This window comes from Hubeiibacter jixunmingi (assembly GCF_041928215.1).
In the GTDB taxonomy this organism is placed as follows: Bacteria; Pseudomonadota; Gammaproteobacteria; order Pseudomonadales; family Moraxellaceae; genus Acinetobacter.
In genome coordinates this window covers 1-15,339 of the sequence record NZ_JBHFHK010000056.1, presented here as the reverse complement: position 1 = coordinate 15,339, position 15,339 = coordinate 1, and the positions used below count along the sequence as shown (strand labels likewise).

The 15,339-nt window shown below is 38.8% G+C and carries 19 protein-coding genes; 10 read left to right on the top strand and 9 right to left on the bottom strand.

What is annotated here, in order from left to right:
* Positions 1–52 precede the first annotated feature (52 nt).
* Genes ACEYX7_RS08695 through mnmG form a run of 4 tightly spaced genes read right to left on the bottom strand, consistent with a single transcriptional unit; the run spans position 53 to position 4,218 of the window.
* Complete coding sequence (locus tag ACEYX7_RS08695) at positions 53–541, bottom strand: 2-amino-4-hydroxy-6-hydroxymethyldihydropteridine pyrophosphokinase (protein WP_374804926.1); 489 nt, start codon at positions 539–541, stop codon at positions 53–55.
* On the bottom strand, positions 538–900 hold the full coding sequence (gene folB / locus ACEYX7_RS08690) for a dihydroneopterin aldolase (protein WP_374804925.1): 363 nt from the start codon (positions 898–900) through the stop codon (positions 538–540). Before folB ends, ACEYX7_RS08695 begins: the two co-directional genes overlap by 4 nt.
* A gap of 54 nt (positions 901–954) precedes the next feature.
* Positions 955–2,295 (bottom strand): ABC1 kinase family protein, encoded by a 1,341-nt coding sequence (locus ACEYX7_RS08685; RefSeq protein ID WP_374806996.1) that lies wholly within the window; start codon positions 2,293–2,295, stop codon positions 955–957.
* Between the two features lie 39 nt (positions 2,296–2,334).
* Positions 2,335–4,218: a tRNA uridine-5-carboxymethylaminomethyl(34) synthesis enzyme MnmG gene (mnmG, locus tag ACEYX7_RS08680; RefSeq protein ID WP_374804923.1), complete on the bottom strand. Its 1,884-nt coding sequence runs from the start codon at positions 4,216–4,218 to the stop codon at positions 2,335–2,337.
* Positions 4,219–4,385: 167 nt separating this feature from the next.
* Between mnmG and prmA the strand changes: the two genes are divergently transcribed.
* The 6 genes from prmA to ACEYX7_RS08650 all read left to right on the top strand — a co-directional run bounded on the left by prmA (position 4,386) and on the right by ACEYX7_RS08650 (position 8,311).
* Positions 4,386–5,285 (top strand): 50S ribosomal protein L11 methyltransferase, encoded by a 900-nt coding sequence (gene prmA / locus ACEYX7_RS08675; RefSeq protein WP_374900443.1) that lies wholly within the window; start codon positions 4,386–4,388, stop codon positions 5,283–5,285.
* 96 nt (positions 5,286–5,381) lie between these two features.
* Positions 5,382–5,774 (top strand): MJ0042-type zinc finger domain-containing protein, encoded by a 393-nt coding sequence (locus ACEYX7_RS08670; RefSeq protein ID WP_374804921.1) that lies wholly within the window; start codon positions 5,382–5,384, stop codon positions 5,772–5,774.
* Between the two features lie 81 nt (positions 5,775–5,855).
* A complete protein-coding gene (gene queE / locus ACEYX7_RS08665) occupies positions 5,856–6,563 on the top strand; it encodes a 7-carboxy-7-deazaguanine synthase QueE (protein WP_374804920.1) in 708 nt (235 codons plus the stop codon).
* A gap of 84 nt (positions 6,564–6,647) precedes the next feature.
* Positions 6,648–7,328: a 7-cyano-7-deazaguanine synthase QueC gene (gene queC / locus ACEYX7_RS08660; RefSeq protein WP_374804928.1), complete on the top strand. Its 681-nt coding sequence runs from the start codon at positions 6,648–6,650 to the stop codon at positions 7,326–7,328.
* A 58-nt stretch (positions 7,329–7,386) separates the two neighbouring features.
* Positions 7,387–7,764: a hypothetical protein gene (locus ACEYX7_RS08655; protein ID WP_374804919.1), complete on the top strand. Its 378-nt coding sequence runs from the start codon at positions 7,387–7,389 to the stop codon at positions 7,762–7,764.
* An 85-nt stretch (positions 7,765–7,849) separates the two neighbouring features.
* Positions 7,850–8,311 (top strand): peroxiredoxin, encoded by a 462-nt coding sequence (locus ACEYX7_RS08650; protein WP_374804918.1) that lies wholly within the window; start codon positions 7,850–7,852, stop codon positions 8,309–8,311.
* A 64-nt stretch (positions 8,312–8,375) separates the two neighbouring features.
* On the opposite strand, the gene ACEYX7_RS08645 is transcribed toward ACEYX7_RS08650, so the two are convergent.
* Entirely contained in the window at positions 8,376–8,636 is a 261-nt protein-coding gene (locus tag ACEYX7_RS08645) for a hypothetical protein (RefSeq protein WP_374804917.1), read from the bottom strand.
* A 223-nt stretch (positions 8,637–8,859) separates the two neighbouring features.
* Positions 8,860–9,516, bottom strand: a complete 657-nt coding sequence (locus ACEYX7_RS08640) for a nicotinate-nicotinamide nucleotide adenylyltransferase (protein WP_374804927.1) — start codon at positions 9,514–9,516, stop codon at positions 8,860–8,862.
* Positions 9,517–9,712: 196 nt separating this feature from the next.
* Here ACEYX7_RS08640 and ACEYX7_RS08635 point away from each other — a divergent pair, with 196 nt between their 5' ends.
* Positions 9,713–10,519: an enoyl-CoA hydratase-related protein gene (locus ACEYX7_RS08635; protein ID WP_374804916.1), complete on the top strand. Its 807-nt coding sequence runs from the start codon at positions 9,713–9,715 to the stop codon at positions 10,517–10,519.
* 171 nt (positions 10,520–10,690) lie between these two features.
* Here the strand turns inward: ACEYX7_RS08635 and rpmF are convergent, their stop codons facing one another.
* A complete protein-coding gene (rpmF, locus tag ACEYX7_RS08630; RefSeq protein WP_374804915.1) occupies positions 10,691–10,870 on the bottom strand; it encodes a 50S ribosomal protein L32 in 180 nt (59 codons plus the stop codon).
* Between the two features lie 60 nt (positions 10,871–10,930).
* A complete protein-coding gene (locus tag ACEYX7_RS08625; RefSeq protein WP_374804914.1) occupies positions 10,931–11,491 on the bottom strand; it encodes a YceD family protein in 561 nt (186 codons plus the stop codon).
* 110 nt (positions 11,492–11,601) lie between these two features.
* Between ACEYX7_RS08625 and ACEYX7_RS08620 the strand changes: the two genes are divergently transcribed.
* From ACEYX7_RS08620 to ACEYX7_RS08610, 3 genes are all read left to right on the top strand, one after another.
* Positions 11,602–12,255 carry an elongation factor P hydroxylase gene (locus ACEYX7_RS08620; protein ID WP_374804913.1) on the top strand — a complete coding sequence of 218 codons (654 nt, stop codon included), beginning with the start codon at positions 11,602–11,604 and terminating at the stop codon, positions 12,253–12,255.
* An 89-nt stretch (positions 12,256–12,344) separates the two neighbouring features.
* Positions 12,345–12,962 (top strand): L-threonylcarbamoyladenylate synthase, encoded by a 618-nt coding sequence (locus ACEYX7_RS08615; RefSeq protein ID WP_374804912.1) that lies wholly within the window; start codon positions 12,345–12,347, stop codon positions 12,960–12,962.
* A 51-nt stretch (positions 12,963–13,013) separates the two neighbouring features.
* A complete protein-coding gene (locus tag ACEYX7_RS08610; RefSeq protein WP_374804911.1) occupies positions 13,014–14,027 on the top strand; it encodes an ADP-ribosylglycohydrolase family protein in 1,014 nt (337 codons plus the stop codon).
* 18 nt (positions 14,028–14,045) lie between these two features.
* On the opposite strand, the gene ACEYX7_RS08605 is transcribed toward ACEYX7_RS08610, so the two are convergent.
* Entirely contained in the window at positions 14,046–15,170 is a 1,125-nt protein-coding gene (locus tag ACEYX7_RS08605; RefSeq protein WP_374804910.1) for a hypothetical protein, read from the bottom strand.
* Between the last annotated feature and the right edge of the window lie 169 nt (positions 15,171–15,339).

Here is a 15,339-nt window from a genome sequence, read left to right as displayed (position 1 = left end):
TGAGAATGAAATTAGTGGCAGGATTTATAAATTGGCAAGTTAATCGCTAAATTTACATTTTCGAAAGAGGTCTATTACTTTCATCATCACCTAAATCTATTAACTGCTGTAAAGGAATAATGACATCTTGAGCAAGTGGTAATTTTTTGGGATTGTATTGCAAATGTTGAATATCATCCCCCCATGCAATCAAATCTATATCCAAAGAAATCGCATGCGATGGTCGAACACGTCCTATTTGCAATTCCAAATGATGCAAATATAATTTAAACTGTTCGATAAAATTTTGATTTAAATCATTATTTTCAGCATTATTTAAACCACATGTTATAGCGATTTTTTTCAATAAAGCGTGCTGTTGCCTATCGGATAATTCTAATAAACACGCCGTATTATCATAATCCGCCCCAATACCATCACGGCACGGAATCTGAAAAACATCCGCCCATTGACATAACCCAAGCGAATCAAGCTGCTGCTTCGCCCAAGCGATATGATGTTTGGGCTGTAAATTACTTGCCAATGCCAAAGCCAATATCATGGACGGCTACGCTCCAAATAAATCCCCACTGCTTGCGTTTGTGGCAAGATGGTTGGTTTTTTGATGCTCAAAGCAATTTTTTCGATACGATTGTCCCACGCAAATAAACGTTGAATCACCGTCAAACCTGCGTGTTCCACCAATTGGGCTTGTAACTGTTGAATGGTCTGTGTGGTAATGTCACAAATTTGAGCATAGTCCAAGGTGTCATTTAAGTCATCGCTCAAGCCTGCTTTGCTCAAATCCACATAGATTTTGAGATCCACTACCACAGGTTGGCTGACTTGGCGTTCCCAATCCAAACAGCCAATGATGGTATCAATGTGCAAACCATCAATCATAATACAATCTTGTGTCATGATTTTCTCCGAATTTTCTTTTAGCTATTTTTAAAAAAATTGAGCGGTATATGCCTATTGCAACAATTTGACTTGCGGTTGTACATCATGCATTTTGACATCTTGCAACACGTGCAAACGCTGATCGGCATAAATATCAATATACGGGGCTAACACTCGCATAAAGCGATCAAAATACAACATCTGTTTGAATAATAAGGCAAAATCTCTAGGGAATCGAATACCATGACGCTCACCCACTGCCACCACATCAAGCATGATGTCATTGAGTTCGCTTGGTTGCGTATTCATCATACTTTTGGCATCAGCAAAAAAATCACCATTAAACAAACGCTGTAAATCTTCCGCCAGACGTACCGTATCCACCTGATGATCGGTCATGCCCATCTCAAGCATATTTTCCGCCATCGCTGAAAAATCAACCTGTTGCAAGGCATCCATAAAGCGAATCGCTGCCGCCCATACGCTTGGTTTTAATTGTCCAACAATACCAAAATCAATAAATCCAATCCGCCCATCTTCCAGCAACATCAAATTGCCCGCATGCAAATCGGCATGAAAGCTTTTACACATCATCAGACTACCGAACCATGTATTCATCGCAGTAATCAGCACTTGTGTTGGGTCATCGGCATATTGTTTTACCACATCCAAATCGGTCAATGGCACACCATATAAACGTTGCATGGTCAGCACTTTGGCTGTGGAATATTCAGGATAAACTCTCGGGGCTGTGGCTTGCGTGTTTTGACTAATTTGTAAATATTGCAAAAAGTCTTGTAAATTTTGGGCTTCTTCCACAAAGTCCACTTCTCGAATCATACGGGTTTTGATTTCTTCGGTAATGTCGGCAAGTGATGCAAATTTGATTTTGGGTAAGGCTTTTTCCAATAATTTTGTAGTCAAATGCACCACATTGAGATCGGTTGATAAAATGGTTTCAACATTGGGCTTTTGTACCTTAATCACCACATCTTGCCCAGTCACCAATTTGGCAGCATGGACTTGTGCAATCGATGCCGATGCCAAAGATTTTGGGTCAATCGATGCAAAAATTTGTTTTAAATCACGTCCTGCAAATTCTTGCTCAAGCACCTCTTCAATATATGAAAAAGGCAAAGCAGGCGTTTGATCTAAGCATTTTTGAAACTCTTCCACATATTCTCGTGGAAATAATGATGGCGTACTGGCGATAAATTGCCCCAGTTTGATATAGGTTGCCCCCAAGTCCTCAAAGGTTTCACGCATCAAACGAGCTTGGCTGGCAGTATCATTAGTTTGAATGCCTTGCTGTAGCCATTTAAAGCCCGCCTTACCGACCATTGCCGCAGTTTCGCCGACACGCCCTGCCGCACGCAACCCATTGAATATTTTTTGTTTTGTTGGCTTTTGCATGATTTAACCTATATTCAAACTCAAAGTTATTTTCAACCATTAAGCCAAAACATGTTTGGCTTGTGCTTGTTTACGAATGCTAATCATCACCAATTGTACTGCCGCAGGTGTTACCCCAGAAATACGGCTGGCTTGAGCCAAAGTATCAGGGCGAATGGTTTTGAGCTTTTGCGTGATTTCACGCGATAAACCCGACACCGCATCATAATCAAAATCACTTGGGATTTTGGTTTCTTGCAAGCGTTTTAATTGAGCAACATCATCTTGCTGACGGTTGATATAACCTTCGTATTTGGTGGCGATTTCGATTTGTTCACCGACTTGTACCGATACTTGTGAATCAGTCAATTCAGCAATTTGTGCAAAACTAATATTCGGACGCTTTAACAAATCAATGGCATTGCTTTCTTTGCTTAAATCCGCACCGGTCATTTCCACAAACTTTTTGCCTAATGGATTATTCGGTGCAGCCCAAAGATGTGCCAAGCGTGCCGTTTCGGTTTCTACTGCTTCCATTTTTTCGCAATAGGCTTGCCAACGCATATCATCGACCAAACCAAGCTCACGCCCAATCGGGGTTAAACGTTGGTCGGCATTGTCTTCACGCAACATCAAACGATATTCAGCACGAGAGGTAAACATACGATATGGCTCTTTTGTACCCAGTGTAATCAAATCATCAACCAGTACACCGAGATAAGCTTGGTCACGTTCAGGCGTCCATTGTTCTTGTTCCCACGCACGGCGAGCGGCGTTTAAACCTGCCAATAGACCTTGTGCCCCTGCTTCTTCATAACCTGTCGTGCCGTTGATTTGACCAGCAAAATACAGATTATTAATCGCTTTGGTTTCTAAGGTATATTTTAAGGCTTGTGGGTCAAAATAATCATACTCAATCGCATAACCTGGGCGTAAGATATGGGCATTTTCCATACCACGGATTGAACGCACCAATTCAAATTGAATATCAAAAGGCAATGATGTCGAGATACCATTTGGATAAAGTTCATGCGTATCCAAGCCCTCAGGCTCCAAGAATACTTGATGCGAATCTTTATCGGCAAAACGGTGAATTTTATCTTCAATCGATGGACAATAACGAGGGCCTACACCTTCAATCACGCCTGTATACATTGGCGAACGGTCTAAGCCACTTCGAATAATGTCATGGGTTTTTTCATTGGTATGGGTAATATAACAGCTGACTTGTTCTGGGTGCATCGACACATCACCCATAAAAGACATCACTGGCGATGGGAAATCCCCTGGTTGTGCAGTCATCACCGAAAAATCTACACTGCGTGCATCAATACGTGGTGGTGTACCGGTTTTTAATCGCCCAACAGGAAGATTGAGTTCACGCAAACGATGTGCCAAGGCAATCGATGGCGGATCGCCTGCACGCCCACCACTGCTATTTTGCAAACCAATATGAATCACACCGCCCAAAAATGTTCCTGTAGTGAGTACAACAGTTTTACAGTCAAAACGCACGCCCATTTGCGTAACTACACCTTTGACGGTATCGCCTTCAACAATCAAATCATCCGCTGCTTGTTGGAATATATCGAGATTGGCTTGATTTTCTAGAGCATGGCGAATTGCCGCTTTATAACGCACACGGTCGGCTTGAGCACGTGTAGCACGCACCGCCGCCCCTTTACGAGAATTTAAGATACGAAATTGAATACCACCTTTATCGGCTGCCAATGCCATTGCACCGCCCAAAGCATCAATTTCACGTACCAAATGTGATTTGCCGATCCCACCAATCGCAGGGTTACAGCTCATCTGCCCCAAAGTTTCGATATTATGGGTTAATAGTAGCGTTTGACGTCCCATACGTGCCGCAGCCAATGCCGCTTCGGTACCCGCATGACCGCCACCAATCACAATCACATCATAAACTTTAGGATAAAGCATAATTATATCGACAACAAAATAAAAACCTGCCAATTATAGCAAAATTCTTGGCAAGAACTGTAATTTCCTTACAATTTATTTTAACCCGTAAATTATTTTATCCAAACGTCCGTAACAATGATTTTCTCAGGTATAATGAACTGAATTTTTGTAAAAATAGGCATGTTATGAATTGGTTACAATTACATATTACCGTGAGCCAAGCCCAAGTTGAACTGACAGAAACGTTATTATTATCACTTGGTGCGGTGAGCGTGACTTTAGATGACGCCCAAGACCAAGCCTTGTTAGAGCCTTTACCAGGGGAGACACCACTTTGGGATAATGTGATTGTCACGGGGATTTTTCAGCAAGATGAAAATGAACCGCTTGATGCTGAACAATTATTAAACTTTATCAAAATCAATTTGCCTGATGCCCCAAGCCGTTATGATGTGATTGAAGACCAAGCGTGGGAACGTGCCTGGATGGATTATTATGAACCGATTCAAGTGGCGGAAAATTTTTGGATTGTGCCTGAATGGTTGCAAGCCCCTGATGCCAATGCGGTGAATTTAAAACTCGATCCAGGTTTAGCCTTTGGGACAGGCAATCATGCCAGTACTTTCTTATGTTTGCAATGGCTTGGAAAAACAGATGTCAAAGATAAAATAGTGGTCGATTATGGTTGCGGTTCGGGTATCTTAGGCGTGGCGGCGTTATTGTTGGGTGCGAAAAAAGTTTATGCTACCGATATTGACCCACAAGCCGTATTGGCAACTCGTCAAAATGCGGAGCTAAATGGCGTTGCGGATAAGTTATGGGTCGGTTTACCTGAAGAATTTGATGCTGAATTTGGCGAACAAAAAGCCGATGTTTTGGTGGCAAATATTCTAGCTAAGCCATTGATGATGTTGGTGGAAACCTTCCACAAATTGACCAAGCCAGATGCTGAAATCGCCCTTGCAGGGTTGATTGAAGAGCAAGTGCAAGACATCAAACAATGCTATCAGCCATATTTTGCTTTGACTGAACAAGCCATGCGTGATGAAAACTGGTGCCGTTTGTCAGGACGTCGTGTAAATTAATCGACTGTATTGCAAGTTGAGCGAAATTATCATTATAGTGTATAATTTCGCCTTACTTGAAATATACAATCTTTGCAACATCAAAATTGTCTCGCAATGAAATATCTTATCCAATGCCCAAAATGCAATACCATTTATCAAGTTTCTTTACTTGAATTGAGTATTTCCGCCAGTAAAGTTCGCTGTGTGGAATGTGAGCATATTTTTGTTGGTTACGAAAATTTTATTGAAGATCCAGAACAACAAGAACAGCTGGGCATGAACAGCGTTGCTGATGTATTATTTCATCATCAAAACATACGCAACAAAGTCTTAACGCCAAAAAAATCACCAATCAGCCCTGCACATCATCGTTATGCAGAATATGTCGAAGGTTTGCTAAAGCAAGATATTATTGGCTCCAAACTAGATTTATTTGCTTACTTGAATTATATGGGCATGATTAATCCAATGCATACCAGCGATTCTCGCTTAGATGATTTAAAATAATGTTTCTTATCAAAATATAGGCTGTTTATAAGGCTGATATTCGCTATAATAAGGCATTAGTTTTTCACGATTTATCATTTTATGTCTGCCTTACGCAATCAGCACATTCCAACTACAGACCCACAAGCAGGTTTACGCCTAACCGAGATTTTTTATTCTCTACAAGGCGAAGCCAATGAAGCAGGCTATCCCACTGTATTCGTACGTCTAACAGGCTGTCCTCTACGTTGTACTTACTGTGATACGACCTATTCTTTTGAAGGTGGTGAACGCCAAAGTTTAGATGATATTATTGAAAAAATTCATCGCTTTGGTGCGAAATATGTTTGTGTGACTGGTGGTGAACCTTTGGCACAACCTAACTGTATTCCGTTACTCAAACAACTATGTGATTTGGGCTATAAGGTATCTTTGGAAACCAGTGGTGCGATGGATATCTCATTGGTCGATACTCGTGTATCTCGTATTGTCGATGTAAAAACGCCTTCTAGTCATGAAGAGCATAGAAATCTCATTCAAAATTACGCTCATCTTACACCACATGATCAGATCAAGTTTGTGATTAGTGATCAAACAGACTATCAATGGTCAAAAAGTTTTTTAGCAGAACATCAATTACAGCATAAAGTATCTACAGTTTGGTTCTCGCCTGCTTTTGCAATTACAGGTTCTGTTCACTTACCGCCTTTTGCCCGTGATTTGGCACAGTGGATTTTACAAGATCAATTGCCTGTAAAATTCCAATTGCAACTACACAAGTTGCTTTGGCAAGATGAAAAAGGACGTTGAGCCTTGCTGTGTCATCTTTGATTTATGTTAAAATAGTTTTTATTTTTTATTGAGCTTTTTACTTTGAATACACATTCTTCTCCGATGCCAAACGCACGCCCACGTGCAGTGGTATTGCTGTCTGGCGGTTTAGACTCTAGTACTTGCCTTGCTTGGGCAGCAGCACAATATGACTGTTATGCTTTAAGTTTTATTTATGGACAACGCTCTAGTAGCGAATTACAAGCTGCTGGGCGTTTGGCAAAACAGTTTGCAGTAGAACACCGTATCATTAATATTGATTTAGGTACTATTGGTGGTTCATCATTGACCGACCATAATTTGCAAGTACCTGAACAAGCACAAGATGGTATTCCAAGCACATATGTACCTGCACGTAATACAATCTTTTTATCTTATGCTATGGCACTTGCAGAAGTGAAACAGGCTCAAACCATTGTCATTGGTGTCAATGCAGTGGATTATTCAGGCTATCCAGACTGTCGTCCAGAATACATTGAAGCTTTTAGCAACATGGCAAATCTTGCCACCAAAGCAGCAGTAGAAGGTGAAAAACTCACAATTGCTACACCATTATTACATTTATCCAAAGCAAAAATTATACAATTAGGATTAGCACATGGGTTAGACTACGCCAACACCGTATCCTGCTATCAAGCTGATATAGAAGGACGTGCTTGTGGTAAATGTGATAGCTGTCGTCTAAGAAAGCAAGGCTTTGAAGACGCTGGTGTTGCAGATCCTACGCGTTATTACACACATTGATACAGATAAACACGAATACACGTATTCGCATATCACCCAAATGTTCTAAGGTTATTTTATGAAAAAATTGCTTGCTCAATCATCAGTAGCATTACTGATGATCAGCCTACTGTCACTCAGCAATACTACATTTGCTGCACAAGATCCAGCAAAAAGCAGTAATGTACGTTCTACACTGATTGGTAACTGCAAAGAAACGATCAATAAAGCAGGTAAATTGAATGCCAGCGAAGCTGACAAATTCTGTGCCTGCCAGATTGACTCGGAAGGTCGTATGACCAAAGCACAAGAATGGCAAATCATTAGCACGATTAATCAAAAGAAAAATCCTGCAACCTTACCTTTTGTGCAACAGCAACAGCGTGATCTACAAGCTTGCATTGGTACGGCTTTATCCAAGAAATTGCAGAGCATGGCACAACAAAGCAAACGCTAATTTTTAAAATTGCTAAAAATAAATACCTTATGGCATAATCTTAGGCATTCTTTTATAGTAATGCCTATTTTTTTGGAAAAAAATTATGTCTGACACCATTACCCTGCCATCGCAAGACGTAGATACTACTGCTGGTACGCAAAATTTAGCTCAATTAGCACAACAGCACGCTTTTTTGATTTTATATTTTTATCCAAAAGACAGTACTGCTGGTTGCACCAAACAAGCCAATCAATTTTCTGAATTAAAACAAGAATTGGATCAGCTAAATGCGTGTATTGTAGGCATCTCTCGTGATAGCATTAAGAGTCATCAAAATTTTATTGAAAAACAAGCAATTAATTTTGATCTTATCAGTGATAAAGATGAAGTATTATGTAAGCATTTTGATGTCATCAAAGAAAAAAATATGTACGGCAAAAAAGTCTTTGGTATTGAGCGTTCAACTTTTGTTTTTAAAGGGGAAAAATTAATCAAAGCCTATCGCAAAGTCAAAGCCGATGGACATGCTCAAATCGTTTTGGATGATTTAAAAGCGTTGCTTTAAATAGCTTTTTTTTGAATACTTGATTTGAATATTTAGGAAAAAAATATTTACGGTTTATATTCAATTATCCAAAAGATTTTTGGATAAAACCGTAAATCATGACTAATCCAAAACTTAAAACGTTTAATACAAACATTTTATATAAAATACCGTATAAAATAATACCTAACCGATTATTTTTATTAAAAAAATAAAATATAAAATAACTACCAGCAATTAGCCATGCATAGAATAACAATAAAGACATGATAGTTGATAAAATATTATCAATAGCAAATTTATTGTCACGCATAAAATAGGAAATAGGGTTAAAAAGTTGAAACATAGAAAAATCATTTGTATAAATACAATCAAAAAGGCTTAAAATCAATGTCACAAAAGGAAAAAACTCATATTTCTTAATATCTTATTGATGTAATCCAACTCAATATCATTATTTTTCAGCCGTCTAAGTAGCAAAAATGCGATAGGCTGTAATGTAAAATACAACACAGCATTAAACAGCATTGCATAAAAGAATAAATTAGCAGTTGTATATATCATGATAACTACCCTAATTCATTTTTTTGTTCTTCTTTGACAATCACGCTATTATCCTCACGCTGTGCATAATCTTTGAGCATTTGGTAAACTAGTTTATTTTGAAATTGTTTTAAAAAATCTTGCACAGGTTTAGATAAATGCTCATTATCGATTTGCCCTTGATAATATTTTTGACGAATTGGTGTAGCGGATAATTGCTGATATAGGTTTTCAATATTAATTAATTGCCATTCTGGGAACAATCTTAAATAATACGAACTATCATCTTTAAAATGACCAATCAAAGCAATTTTGGCATTGTGATTTAAATCAGCTTGATTTGTATTTATGGCGAAATTGACTTGTTCTTTTACCAATTTAACCCATTTTTCATCATTATACACATCGATAATCGGTACAAAGATAATACGTTTTTGTATTTCAGCAGAAAAATTTGCCAAAATCATTTCTTTGCGTTCATTAACCGTGAATGGGTTTTTTAAACTACGTTCATTTTGTGCCGAACCCAACACCAGTAATACATATTTACTTTGTTGTAATGCCATTTCAACCACTTTTAAGTGTGCTAAATGAAAGGGCTGAAAACGACCAATATAGACGATATAGTCAAAGTCAAAAGATTGATTATGCAAAGAATTTTCTAAAAGCGAGCTTTGTGTCATGGCGATGCTGTGCATTTATCACTAGATATGATCACAACAGTATAGCATCGTTTTAAATAAGAGTGCAGAGCCGTGATCAAATGATAAAAACGAATAGCCAGTCGAAAATCTCACTCGAATTTGATATATTTTTCTGTTAAAACATCATATTGTTATGAATGATTTTTTGAATAACCTTTTGATGATGGAGCATACGATGACCGAATTAACCTGTTTAAGCCAACCACACCAGCATATCAAAGCAGACCTACAACATGGCATTCTCACGCTTGCCATCGACAGACCACAAAGTAAAAATGCACTATATAGCGAATTATATTTATTTTTAGTGCAAGCATTACAACAAGCTGACCAATCTAAACAAGTGCAAGTCGTCATTCTACGTGGTGCGGATGGTGATTTGACTGCAGGAAATGATATGCAGGATTTTGCCAAATTTATCGGGCAACAGCATATTCCTGCTACCGAACAACCACCCTTTTTATTGCTTAAAGCTGCCGCACAATTTTCAAAACCTCTGATCGTTGCCATCAAAGGTGTAGCGATTGGTATCGGTGTAACATTATTACTCCATGCTGATTTTGCTTACGCAGATGAGAAAGCTGTTTTTCAAATGCCGTTTAGTAGCCTAGGCTTGTCGCCTGAAGGGGGGGCTAGTCAGTTATTACAACGTCGTGCAGGCTATTTGTTAGCGAATGATTTGATTATGACCGCACGCAAATTTGACAGTGCTACTGCTCTACACGCTGGCTTAATCAATCAAATTTGTGATGAACCTTATGAGCAAGCAGAAAAAACTGCCAGACATCTTGCAAAGTTGCCAATGGTCTCTTTAAAAACCAGTAAAGCTTTGATGAAACATGATATGACTGAAATTGTGCAATTGATTGATCAAGAAGCAGAAATTTTTATGCAACGCGTACAATCCGCCGAAATGCGTGAAGCATTAACAGCATTTCAAGAAAAACGTCCTGCTGATTTTAGTCATTTTAATCAAGCATAATTTGGACAATGTTTTGAGAAAAGGGACTTTTAACTCTAAAAGTCCCCTTTTTATATAATGAATCATTATTAGGAATCAGACACTACCAATCTCATGCCCACTTTTTTACAGACAAAAAAAAGGGGCATAAAGCCCCAATTTTCGCGACCAAACTCGGTCGGCTATCGATAATTATTCAGCGTTGTTTGCGAATAATGAACGACCACGGTAAACACCATCTTTAGTCACGTGGTGACGTAAATGAGTTTCGCCAGTCTTAGAATCGACAGTGATTGTGCTTGCAGTCAAAGCATCGTGAGAACGACGCATATCACGGCGAGAGCGAGTTTTGCGGTTTTGTTGAACAGCCATGATAGGCTCCTTATGAAAAAAAATTGATAAAATCAATTGGCTCGGGTGAAGTATAACACATTATGAACCAAGTTTGCCCTTTAGACCAGCAAGAACGTCAAAAGGATTATCCTTTTTTTGTTCAGGCTCAGCCTGCTCCATCGCCTTATGCTTGATTTCGCATTCATCATGCTTTGGTGAAATCGGCATCGACAACAGTAATTCATCTTCTAGGATACCAAGCAAATTCATCACAGCAGGCTGACGATAGTCAGCTTTTTGTGTATTTGCATCGTCTCCTAAGACGATGAAATCAGCATTTTCATCCAAAAGATCTACTTGGCTTTCATCATTCAATATCGCCATATGCACATCGGCATCCACATCAAGATTCACCGCTTGCAAGCATCGCTGACATTGCAAAGGAATATTGGTGCGAAGCACAGCGTCTAGCCATACAAAAGGATGATAGCTGTCCATAGAGAGCTTACACTCGACTTGAACCGATTGACCTTCAATCGACCCAACAGCTTCTTGGGCAACACGAGTAAAGTTGGCAAGAGGTAGCTGACCTACCCATGCAAAACCTTGCTCTGCCCATTTAAACGGCTCAATCTGTGCCGGAAAAGTATTTGCTGACATAATTAAGGCGAATATTTTACAAATTCATCAGACGAATGTCAAAGTTTAGGTTACAATTATTGGCTAATTTTAACATAAATTTTGTACATTGCCGAGAGTGATCAGTGTTTATGAATGCGTCATCAGCCCATCTTGAGACTTTATCAACGTCTTCACAGCCAAAACAACCTACACTTGATTGGCTTAATATGACTGAAACCGCACAAGTGGATTGGCTTATTTTACACTTTAATCAATGCTTTGCCTATGAAAATGTTGTATTAGTGCGTGGTATTGACGAACCGGAATATTTTCCAGCCGATGATACACAGCCTGCACGTATCCAATTTGCCCATGGTTTTTTGAGCAGTGCTTTACATGAAATCAGCCATTGGTGCATCGCAGGCATGCAACGCCGTTTGCAACCTGATTTGGGCTATTGGTACACGCCAGACGGACGCAGTGCCGAACAACAAGCCTTATTTGAACAAGTAGAAATCAAACCGCAAGCGGTTGAGTGGCTGTTTACCCGAGCTTTGGGTAAGCCTTTTCGGGTGTCTTTGGATAATCTGAATGGCAATGCAGAAAGTATTCAAAATCAAAATATTTTTAAAGACAATGTATTTGCTCAAGTTCAGCGTTATTTGACTGGCAAAGATAAATTGCCGAGAGATGCCAAAATTTGGATTAATTATTTAATTCAACAATTACGTCCACAACAACACTTACATGCCAGTGAATTTGTGCGAGCTGATTTGGATAAATTTTGGCATACACATCAATAGATCATGAATAAATCGGCGATAAATTAAGCGATAAAAATCATCATTTATCTGCTATAATTTAGCCAATTTTATTATTTTATTTTTTGATTATGTTACATTTACGCATTCATCCTGACAATCCACAACCACGCCTAATTCAACAAGCTGTTGAACGCATCCGAGCGGGTGATGTGGTGATTTACCCAACCGATGCAGCGTATGCCATTGGTTGTCAAATTGGTAATAAAGCCGCCATTGAGCGTATCGCTCGTATTCGTGGCTTGGATGATAAGCATCAATATGCCATTATCTGCCAAGATTTATCCGATATTTCCAATTATGCCAAAGTGGATAATGCCACTTTCCGTTTGCTCAAAGCCAACACGCCAGCGATTACCACATTTATTTTGCCTGCAAGCAGTGAAGTGCCACGCCGTTTAATGCACCCGAAGAAAAAAACCATCGGTTTACGCATTCCAAGCAACCCGATTTGTCAGATGTTGTTACAAGAATTGGGCGAGCCGATGATTACCAGTACGCTGATTTTGCCAAAGCAAAGCGAGCCTTTGGATGATCCGTATGATATTGAAATGCAATTATCCAAGCATGTCGATGTATTTATTGATGCCGGAATGGGAACACTTGCCACCACCAGTATTGTAGATTTATCGCAAGATTATCCAGTTGTGGTGCGTCATGGCTTGGGTGATGTGTCTAATTTTGAATAATTTTTAACTTAGGTTTAGTTTAAAATCACTCCTAAAAAATTGGAAATTAATTTGTCAAAGCCACAAACCAGTACCCGACAACAACAGATTTTGCACTGCTTAATAGGCGGTGCAATCGGTGATGCCTATGGTTTAAGCTTTGAAAATTTATCCAAAAAGCGTGTGCAAAAATTTTATCGTGGCGAGTATTATCATTTTATTCCGATAATAAACGGTGCAATGGTATCGGACGATACCGAACATGCAGTGATGACTTTGCAAGCTTATATTCACAGTGCTGGCGATGCTGAAAAATTTAAAAAATCACTGAAACGCCATTTGATGCTATGGTTACTGACTTTACCAGCAGGGATTGGCATGGCAACAGGACGTAGTTTGTTTAAAATGTGGCTTGGCTTTAAACATACTGGTATGTATTCGGCAGGCAATGGAGCGGCAATGCGTGCATCGATTTTGGGCGTATTGTGCGATGATATTCAACAGCTTAAACAACTTAATCACATCAGTACCACGCTAAGCCATACCGACCCTAAGGCAGAACAAGGGGCTTTATGGATTGCATTATTGGCTTGGGTAGAAACACGCCATCATGATTGGTCACAGACGCAAGTTGAGCAATTTTTACAACAACAAATTAACGACCCTGAATTATTGCAACGATTACAATCTTATCAGGCGGATCACCAAGGCATTACAGGCTATATGTATCATAGCGTGCCTGCGGTGTATCAAGCTTGGCAAAACTATCGACAGCAACCCGCACAAGGTATGACGCATTTGATTTTGCAAGGGGGCGATACCGATAGCACTTGTGCGATTTTTGGCGGTATTGTCGGCATTCATTATGCACCTCAGCTGAAAGCCAATATTCAAGGCATGTGGTGCGAGCCAAAACTCAACTTTGCCTATTTTGAAAAAATCGCTCAACAAGCTGATCGCGTTTATCAGAGCAAAATATCACAGTCTGCGATAAAATTTGGAGGTATCACTACTCTTTTGCGTAATTTGATGTTTTTAATGATTGTATTATTGCATGGCTTTAGACGCTTATTACCACCCTATTAATGCAATTTTATCAATCATTTATCTACGCTTTAAACTTGTCATCAATTGCGACCATGCTTGTAAAGCTTGCTTGTTTTGCGAATCAGAGCCATCGCTTTGATATTGCATAGTGATAGACAGCATCGGTTGCTCAAAACCATCATCTTGTCCCAAAGCCAAGCCATTACACCACACTTGCGAATATGGCTTGATTTGGTTATTTTTGGTTTGGCTGTTTTTGGCTTGAGCGTAAAAACATTGTTGTTTGCCTTGCATATCGGCAAGTTTGTTTTTTGGCGTAAATAACTTAGCGGTGATGGCTTTTAAATCATAATCTTTTTTCAGTTGATTGATTGTATCTTGTATTAAGTGTTGATGCTCACGAGATGGCTCTTCTACACGGATTTGAATGTTCATCGAATATTGTTTGGATGCCAATTGATATTCAAGATGCGGTTGCCATTTTGGTTTAGTGATTGCCATCGCCCCAACAATCATTCTTTCACTATTCAGAAAATCATTTTTGCTGACAGGCTGTAAATAATCTTGCACAAAACTTTCACCTAGCCTTGAATAATAATGCTCATTGGTAAATGACATTTCACTTAACTGAATTTGTGGGCTTTGGATATATTGTTGTTGCTGTGGAAAATAAGCATAAAATTGCCCATAAAGTTTATCCAAAACAAAAGAAGATTGAGCAAAGTCATCTAATTTATTTTCATCGGTAGATAAAATAAAATGGCTATAATTCGGATATTGATAATGACGATATAATGCAGTATTGACATTTAATGTGGCAATCAATTGTTTTAGATTGATTAAATTTTCAGGTGAACACTGCTCATGACTTGGACAAGATTTAAAAATCTTATCCCAATCATAATGATAGCTTCGATAATAAGCCACACGCTGTTGAATCACTTTATCAAAATCAGGCTTACTGGCAATATCATGCCAAGTGAAATCTAAATGATTAATTTCAGTCTTTATTAAAGTTTTTTTTAAATCAATGTCATTAGGCACATCAATTTTAAAATAATGAAAATAGAGTGGCTGTGATAGATAGGCTTGTTGATTTTGTATTGTTGTAGGATTTGCTAAAGCGATATGATTCAAGCTAAGCAAACTCAATAAAGTCAAAGCAGTTAATTTCTTCATCATCAACACATTCCTTATATCTAAAAATCAAAATCAACCCTTTAGCAACAACAAATAAGCCAACAAAATAGCATTTTACGCATTTTGCTGACCTATATTTTAGGGTGTGTTGACATACAAAGAAAATCAGTTATTCTGATTATATGAATAGACTAACACTTACTGATGCCCA

What these genes read in the sequence shown, in the direction of transcription:
- ACEYX7_RS08695 (WP_374804926.1), bottom strand. Translation starts at nt 541, where the DNA reads ATGATATTGGCTTTGGCATTGGCAAGTAATTTACAGCCCAAACATCAT.
- folB (WP_374804925.1), bottom strand. Translation starts at nt 900, where the DNA reads ATGACACAAGATTGTATTATGATTGATGGTTTGCACATTGATACCATC.
- ACEYX7_RS08685 (WP_374806996.1), bottom strand. Translation starts at nt 2,295, where the DNA reads ATGCAAAAGCCAACAAAACAAAAAATATTCAATGGGTTGCGTGCGGCA.
- mnmG (WP_374804923.1), bottom strand. Translation starts at nt 4,218, where the DNA reads ATGCTTTATCCTAAAGTTTATGATGTGATTGTGATTGGTGGCGGTCAT.
- prmA (WP_374900443.1), top strand. Translation starts at nt 4,386, where the DNA reads ATGAATTGGTTACAATTACATATTACCGTGAGCCAAGCCCAAGTTGAA.
- ACEYX7_RS08670 (WP_374804921.1), top strand. Translation starts at nt 5,382, where the DNA reads ATGAAATATCTTATCCAATGCCCAAAATGCAATACCATTTATCAAGTT.
- queE (WP_374804920.1), top strand. Translation starts at nt 5,856, where the DNA reads ATGTCTGCCTTACGCAATCAGCACATTCCAACTACAGACCCACAAGCA.
- queC (WP_374804928.1), top strand. Translation starts at nt 6,648, where the DNA reads ATGCCAAACGCACGCCCACGTGCAGTGGTATTGCTGTCTGGCGGTTTA.
- ACEYX7_RS08655 (WP_374804919.1), top strand. Translation starts at nt 7,387, where the DNA reads ATGAAAAAATTGCTTGCTCAATCATCAGTAGCATTACTGATGATCAGC.
- ACEYX7_RS08650 (WP_374804918.1), top strand. Translation starts at nt 7,850, where the DNA reads ATGTCTGACACCATTACCCTGCCATCGCAAGACGTAGATACTACTGCT.
- ACEYX7_RS08645 (WP_374804917.1), bottom strand. Translation starts at nt 8,636, where the DNA reads ATGTTTCAACTTTTTAACCCTATTTCCTATTTTATGCGTGACAATAAA.
- ACEYX7_RS08640 (WP_374804927.1), bottom strand. Translation starts at nt 9,516, where the DNA reads ATGACACAAAGCTCGCTTTTAGAAAATTCTTTGCATAATCAATCTTTT.
- ACEYX7_RS08635 (WP_374804916.1), top strand. Translation starts at nt 9,713, where the DNA reads ATGACCGAATTAACCTGTTTAAGCCAACCACACCAGCATATCAAAGCA.
- rpmF (WP_374804915.1), bottom strand. Translation starts at nt 10,870, where the DNA reads ATGGCTGTTCAACAAAACCGCAAAACTCGCTCTCGCCGTGATATGCGT.
- ACEYX7_RS08625 (WP_374804914.1), bottom strand. Translation starts at nt 11,491, where the DNA reads ATGTCAGCAAATACTTTTCCGGCACAGATTGAGCCGTTTAAATGGGCA.
- ACEYX7_RS08620 (WP_374804913.1), top strand. Translation starts at nt 11,602, where the DNA reads ATGAATGCGTCATCAGCCCATCTTGAGACTTTATCAACGTCTTCACAG.
- ACEYX7_RS08615 (WP_374804912.1), top strand. Translation starts at nt 12,345, where the DNA reads ATGTTACATTTACGCATTCATCCTGACAATCCACAACCACGCCTAATT.
- ACEYX7_RS08605 (WP_374804910.1), bottom strand. Translation starts at nt 15,170, where the DNA reads ATGATGAAGAAATTAACTGCTTTGACTTTATTGAGTTTGCTTAGCTTG.